This window comes from Ruegeria sp. ABF4_144 (assembly GCF_056160045.1).
This window is the reverse complement of the sequence record NZ_JBSWWK010000004.1, coordinates 233,185-240,881: the sequence shown is the minus strand read 5'-3', so window position 1 is coordinate 240,881 and position 7,697 is coordinate 233,185. Positions and strand designations below refer to the sequence as shown.

Annotated in this window: 3 protein-coding genes; all 3 read right to left on the bottom strand. The window is 56.6% G+C overall.

All coding sequences use genetic code 11. The features are described from left to right. The coding region (locus ACXAGD_RS23370) for a two-partner secretion domain-containing protein (protein WP_475214614.1) at positions 1-5,429 on the bottom strand (5,429 nt) is incomplete at its 3' end. Positions 5,430-5,471: 42 nt separating this feature from the next. After that, entirely contained in the window at positions 5,472-7,196 is a 1,725-nt protein-coding gene (locus ACXAGD_RS23365; RefSeq protein WP_475214612.1) for a ShlB/FhaC/HecB family hemolysin secretion/activation protein, read from the bottom strand. Then, positions 7,196-7,687, bottom strand: a complete 492-nt coding sequence (locus tag ACXAGD_RS23360; protein ID WP_475214610.1) for an invasion associated locus B family protein — start codon at positions 7,685-7,687, stop codon at positions 7,196-7,198. Before ACXAGD_RS23360 ends, ACXAGD_RS23365 begins: the two co-directional genes overlap by 1 nt. Between the last annotated feature and the right edge of the window lie 10 nt (positions 7,688-7,697).

The following is a 7,697-nucleotide window of genomic DNA, read 5'->3' as shown; positions in this document are numbered from 1 at the left end:
GCTTTGAACGCGGGCGAGAGCTGGGTCTGCTCTTCATAGAAGTACTCATCCGCCAGTTCCTGGTTGATCAGTTCCAGCCCGTCTATGGCCAGAAGTTCCTCGGGGTAGAGATCTTCCGGGTTCGGCGCATCGACACTTGCGGTCTGGTACAGGACCAACTCAGCATCGCCACCGATGTCAAAACTCATACCTTGCCCGGCCAGCAATTCGGTCAGTTGGGCCGTCTCTGTAAAGCTGGTCTCGGTGATCGTGGTCATGGTGACCAGACCCATGTCGGTCTCGAAGAATTCGGAGCGGTGGCTGTCGATGGCAGCCTGAACTGAGAAGTCACCACCGGTTGTGATGTTCAGGTTTTGACCAGCAGACAGCGTCGCTCCGACGAGCGTTGTGTCCGTGCCGGACACGATGCTCAGATCCAATGCCGCCAGTGCATCCGTGCCAGTATTGATGTGGTCAACCGTGTGCAATTGGCTGGATTTGCTCAGCAGCCCACCAAGGTAGCTCTTTTCTTTGATATGTGTCTCTTCAAACACATCGGTGTAGGTGCCAACGAGGATGTTGCCCTCAGTCGCAGTGAGGTTGACATCACCTGATGCGCTTGCGAACTCTGTTCCTGCAGTGGTCAGGTCACCTGTCTCGGCGATCACATCGATATCGCCGCCCGCTGTGATCCCGACGCCTCTATTGGTGATGGCAAGCGTGGACCGTGTCTCCTTTTTCTTAGACAGGAATCCGCTGCTGGTCTTGCGGGTTTCCGATTTGGCTATTTCTTGCGCGGCAGCCAGAACGACATCGCCAGCCGCTGCCAGATGTGCCTTTCCGCCCGCATCAATCTGTGTACCGATCAAAACCGCGTCTCCGCCTGCATTTGCGATGAAGTCACCACCTGTAGACAGTTGCGCAACCTGGGCGGTCAGGGTCAGGCGATCGGTCCCGTTCTTTGCATCGCCATCACTGTATTGCACGCCGGATTGCTCGGCGAGCAGGTAAAGGCTGCCACCTGCTGTGAGCCGTGTATCCCCTGTGACCTGGGCCTGAACACCGGCGAGTGTCATGTCAGCAGAGGAGATGATCGACAGGTTTCCCCCTGTCTCAAACCGGGACGCGAGGTTCTCCGTGATCCTCGTTACGCTGGTGTTGGTGTAGTATTCTTCTGTCTGCGCCAGACCTTCGATCGTAACGTTGCCTGCTGCAAATATGGAGGTGTCAGAAGTCGATCTGATCACCAGCGCTTTGCCAGAGAAATCCCCACCCGTGATGATGTCGACCAGGTGGCCACCAAGTTCGGTGTCTTCGAAATTGATGTCACGGAACGACGTTAAAGACAGGGAGCCGTCTTCTGCAATCAGCGACCCACCAGAACCGGTAATCTGACCGGCAACGATTGTCAGGTCCCCGCTGGTCGATGTGTTGGCTTTGTCCAGTGAGGCGAGCAAGCCCGTCCCTGACACACCGAACCGGTCACCAAAGCCATTGAATCCTGTATCCGGGATCTGGACTGCGCTTTCACCGTCAAAGCTTACGCCGTCGCTTTGATATCCGTTCCATTCGGTGGGCCGGTTGATATTCTCGAACAGCTCGTTCTGAATCTGCAACCGATCCAAAAAATAGCCTGAGGAGAGCAGGTCCTCAAAGGAAACTTGCGCTGTTCCAAAGCTTGTCCGCCCCTCACCTATCAACGCGTCCAGATTTGGAGATGATTGAAGTGTGGGTCGCACTGGCTCCAGAGACGGGACGTTCACCACGTCCGGCTGAACAGGGGCCAGTGCCGGCAAGTCCAGTACACCCGGCCGTATCGGTGTCAAAGATGATCCCGGCACAATCAGGTCGGGCAGCGTCAGGTTGGCTACTGCAGAATTCTCACGCGGAGAAACAACACTCGCGGTTCCAGAGCGGATATCTCCGTCTGCCACCACCGACGTGCTGTTGATGTTGACAGCGCCTCCCGCGAGGATTTCGCCAGTCACTGAACCTGCGCCGTCGGCGGCGGTTCGTTCGACTTGAGAATAAATGACTGTTTCTGTCCTGCGTGTCAAGCACCCGCAACCATTGTCTCCGCCTAAGTTCTCCTCAACCGTTTCCTGGCGGGTGTAGGTGGCTGTGTGCGTTACCTTGTCGTCTTCATATGCCTTGTTCTCAAAGCGGTGACTTTCAATTTCCACACCAGCTTTGGCAGAGATCAGCCCCGCATCGTTAATGACCGCGTCCGCATCGATCGAAATGCCTGCACCGGATAGGATTTCAGGAGCAGGGCCGGAGGTGGTGACTGTATTGCCCGTACTCCATGTCACACCGCCGATATTTGATCTGATTCCGCCAAAATTGAAGATTGTCGCGCAACTCGCCCCGAGAGTGGCACCTGAGTTATTTTGGCGGCTCTGACTACAGCTGGAAAGTTTCAGATCAGCCGGGTCAATAAACTGGGTTTGAGTACGGGTCTTGTTGTCCGGAGCCCCGGAAAATATCTCGACGCCCGATTGTGAGGGTTCCGTCACAATACTATCGAAACGGTTGTTAAATGTTTCCGCCTCGATGGCCAAGCCACCGTCTGCTTCAATGCTCCCGGACTGGTTCAGTACTGTTCCATTGCGCGCCACCAGCTGCATTGTCTCGCCGGATTTAAACAAACCACCGCGGTTGTTTAGATCAGAGCCACTGCGCAACTGGAGGTCACCGCTCGCTTTGATCGTACCCCGGTTCTCCAGGTCACCATCCAGATCGAGCAGAAGATCCCCATCAAATTCAACCTGTTCTGATGCAGCGACAGTAAGTCCACCGGTTTCCAACGTGATTGCAAGACCATCGCCCGCACGCAACTGGTCGAAATGGGACGCTCGTAGCCCGCCGCCCAGGGAACGCGACTGAAGCTCCAGTACCGATTGCCCCATCGCCAGCGCCTCCGCGCCAAGGCTGGTTTGTCCGGAGACTGCAATACTAGTGTTGCTGGCGTTTATCTGCCCTTGAAGATCCAGGTCTCCAGCCGTCACGGACAGATCGGCCTGTTGGCCTGCAATCATAGTGCCGTCAATGAGCGCCCGATCCGTGGCTGTTACCTGCACATCTGCAATGGCTGCAATTTGCGAGTTCTCTCCGGTTTGCACATGATCACCGGACAGGGTGACGGACTGCCCACGAACTCGGCCGGAATGCTCCAAAGAGCCGTCACGAGCTTCGATGGAAACACTGTCCTGTGCTTCGGCTTGCCCCTCGATCTGAGCCGTGGCTCCGGAGAAAGCAATGGATCCGGCCACAAGCTCGGATGTGTCTCCGGTTGTGAGTGAGGTTCCGGCCCTGAGTTCGGCTCGGTTCTGAACAGCAGCATGTCCGTTTAGCGCCACTTGGGTCTGAGCGTCTATGTCGAGCGTATCCGCCACCAGTTCGGCACCATCCTCGATGGTTGCCGATGCCCTAGTCGATGTGATTGCAAGCTCTGCCCCCGAGGCGAGTTCGCCATTAAGGAGGATCTGATCTGTTGCCGTCACAGTAAGGCCATCAACCGCAGCGATCTGGGATGTATCGCCAGTCTCGACAGTGTTGCCAATTATTGAAACATTCTGTCCACGAGACACGCCGCTATGCTCAACCGCGCCATCTGTTGCGGCGATTGTCAGTCCTTCAATGGCCCGGACCTCACCAGACAGCTGCGCAGATTCCCCGGTGAGCGCCACGCTGTCGGCCAGCAGCTCTGAATCCGCCCCTGTGGCCAGCTCGGTTCCAGCTGACAAGGAAGCTGTCTCAAAAGCGGCAGCCTTGCCATCAAAATCAATACGAGTCTGTGCCTCTATATTCAGGGATTCAGCCAGCACTTCGGCATTTGCTTCAACGGTTATCCCGGCTGCTGTGGATTTGAGCGTCAGTCCCTTCCCGGCGACTAGTTCTCCGCCGATCTTTGACTGCTCCGCGGCGGTTACGCTCAGATCACCTACTGCAGCGATCTGCGATGCCTCGCTCGTTTGAACGTCGTAACCTGTTATTGTGACAGTTTGTCCGCGAGACGTGCCCCTGTGGTCGACATTCCCGTCCGTCGCCTCAATGGTCAGGTCTTCAAGTGCTTGCACCTGGCCTTCTATCCAAGCGTCACCCCCGGTGAGAGCCGCAGATTCCGCGACCAGTTCTGAGTTGGCACCTGTTTTGAGCTCTGTTCCCGCTGTCAGCGAAGCTGTTTCAAGACCAGCAGCCTTGCCGTCGAAAGTCAGCTGTGTCAGCGCATCAACATTAATGGATTGCGCGAACACCTCGGAGTTGCCGTTCAGCGCAACAGAAGCACCGGTTGATGCTGCCTCAAAGGCCTCACGCGCAACAATCGCGCCGGAGATGTTTAGCATACCGGCGCTTTCCAGACGGATTGCACCGCCCGCTGCCTGACCGTTGAAGGTCAGGTCGCCATTGCTGGTTCTGATATCGATCAGATCATCGCTCTCGGAGGTGATCGCACCTTCCAGAAGGATCGGACCCTGGTTGCGGACCTGGACGCGCCCGCCCGCCCGGATCTGCGGTGTATGACCACCAGCAGGAGCGCCCAGCGTAAGCTGCCCATCAGCCCGCAGCGCAATGTTGGTTGAGGACGCCATATCCCCATTCAGACGCACGCCCACGCCATTCTCGGTGGCAATCAAACGGATCGCATTGGCATACATGCCACCAAGAGCGGCGACGTCCACAGCCAATGCAGGGGCTGCACCTTCACCCGCCTGTTCGGTGATCCCAGTCACTGCGCCTGTTTCCGGGTCGTAGGACCAGTTGTAGTCCACCTGGTTGGCACCGGCGATGACATTGAGTTGTTCCGCCCGCATTTTCCCGTAAATCGCGGCCGCTCGCGCAATCACATCGACGCGGCTGGTATCGGTCAGACCTATCCGATTTTCCGGGTTCAGACCTCCGGCCCCGATTGTAACCGTGCCCCGCCGTACGTCGAACCCGGTGAGCGCACCATTGCCGGCAAATTGCGGCTTTCCGGTTGTCAGGGTCGCACGGCCCGTGTTGATGAAACCGCAACCGTTGCAGGTGATGCCAAACTCGTTGGCGACCACCACATCCATGCGCTTACCGGCCACTTCCAGAATGCCGCCCAGCTGGGTCTGATTTCCACCAACAACCTCACCGACCCAAAGATTGGCCTCTAGTCCCGGCGTCAGGTTGCTGTTGCCTTCGATCACCCCGCCCAACTGCGTATTGGTGATCGTGGCCGAGTTATTCAGGATCAGATCATCCGCCTGAAAGTCGGTGTAGACATCGTGACTGACGCCCGCGCCATTCGGGGTCGAGATATTGACTACGGTGGTGCCATTCAGAGACTGGTCGACATGCGGGCGCGGACCTGTATTTGGGTTCACAGGCTGGATGCTCTGCGCATGAAGCAGCGCGGGTTGTATCGTGAGCGCCAGTGCCAGGACCGAAGAAACAACTTTCTCAAAAACACGACTACGCATGGTTACGGCTTCCCAAACTACTTTGTTCAACAAAACGCTTCATCAGAACTGCAACCTCAGACTGAGATATCCAACGGTCTTGTCGGATTGGAAGGCTGGATTTGTGTTGGGTGGGGACTCGTCAGGTCGGCTCAACGCATGTGCCACTTGCATCTGTAAGGTGACCTGATTGTTCATGATGATATCGGCGCCAAGGCTGACACCTGCCAGATGATCTTGAGACCAGCGGCGCAAGGCCGACGGTTTGACGTACCCGAGATCGAGGCCTGCATTCACGCGGACCTCAAATCTGGCTGCCTTGTAGGCACTCCATTCGACAGTGTTTCGCAAGTAAACTCCGGTATCGCCAAAAAGACTGTCGTCGTGAAAGCCCCGAACCGTACTCCAGCCACCAATGCCGAACTGTTCGATGCCCGGCAGGATATCGTCCGTGTATTGCCCGGCCAGCGTTCCGCGATAGGTCAATCCGCTTCCTCCGATCGGAGTAGAGAAATCCGCGCGGATCTTCACAAGGCGGAATTCCTGATCGATGACGCTGAGTTCCGGAATATCCGCTCCCAGAGCATCGATTCCGGCTTTCACGCCTATGTTCCAGAACAGCCGACCCTGTCCGATTGTCTTTTCACCCCGAACACCAAGTGATGCAATTGTCAGGCGCTGACGTTGGCTGGTGATCTCGATACCATTGATCGCGGTTTTGGTTCTGTTCAGCTTCAGGTCACCATAAGCGTAGATCTTCGACGTCTGGTTCCGCATCAACAGTCGCTCAGTCAGCAGGATTAAGTACTGGCTGCGTCCTTCTGTGACAAAGGACTGGTTGATGCCTTGGGTGATGAAGCGGTAGTCGCTGGCTCCAAAATCCGCATTGAACAACCAGTTGCCTACCGGCAGGCCCCAGTTGACAGAGACAGAGTCCGAGTAGCGCTCACCGCGTTCTTCAAAAGGGGTAGTGGTGATCCCAATCCGCAGCTGGTCATTGAGGTTCAAACCATTATCGAGACCAAAGGTACTGGTGCCTTTGATCCGTCCGGTGGATTCAAAACCGGAATTGTCGAATTGGAAATCCAGATACCATGGGCGTCGATCCTGCACATCAACTTGGATGAACGAACCACCAGGCGTCTCTCCGGGCACGAGCTGGAATTGTCCGCTCGCTGACCGGGGTGCGTTGATGTTCTCCAGTCCCTGTTCCAGATCGCGCAGGTTCAAGAGGTCTCCGCGTGCAGTTGGAAAGGCCGTATTCAAGCGCGCATCCGCAGGCTTTCCAGTTCCGTAGACATAGCCTTCGATGCGGCCAGGCACGATGGTGATCGCCAGAGACCCGTCTGCGATATCTTGCTCAGGCACGTATGCACGGGTCGTGATGAAGCCCAGCTCCTGATAGAATGTGTTGATCAGGTTCAATGTCTGCGCGATGTCGGCCGCTGTCGCACAGGTGCCGATCAGGTCGCGATAGTCTTCGGGTTTACGTTTGAACGCTTCAAAACCCTCGAGGTGAATGCTGCGGATATCAAAGCACGGCCCGCCCGGAGGAGGGACATAGAGTTCTGCTCCGGCGCTCTGGTCTTGTGCCGCATTCTCACGTTCTTCGAATTCCCGGCGGCGTTGTTCCTGTTCTTCTGTCTGCTGGGTTTGCTGCTGAAGAATATCGTTGCCGATGCGCTGCAAATCACCGGGCGAGACGCCTTGCGCTGAAATGGCTGTTGCCGTCAGCAAGATCGCGTTGAGACCGTGTGCAGTTGTCAGGAAGAGGGAGCGCAAACCCATCAGTTGTCCCCCGCCGTTTTGAATCGATTGTAAGCGGCGGTGAATCCACGCAGCGACACAGGGAAATCAACCGCCTTGTCGCGGGCTGTCCAAACTCGGGCTTTGACTTCCAGTCCCTTCCGGAATGCGGCCAGGACATCGCCATCCATCCGAAACCCGGCGTGGCAGCCAAGCTGATCGCAGACTTCGTACAAGACTTTGAAGGGACGGCGGTTGTCCACGTGCAACTCGATCCCCGGAACCAGATAGACACCGACAGGAACCGTAATGACTGCAAAGCTTTGGCCCGTGTCTTCATCGTCAGATACGCTCAGCAGAAAGACTGGCGGGCCATTCTCTTCGGCAGCGACACTCTGCATCATCTGGCAGGCGACGTCCTGATCCACGGGTTGGCACATGACCCGCCAGTCCGAAAACACCTCTTCGGTAGACGGGGGCTCAGCCACTTGCGCCAAAGCCGCTGACTGGAAGAGGGCGAGACCTATACTCATCGCCAGCCGG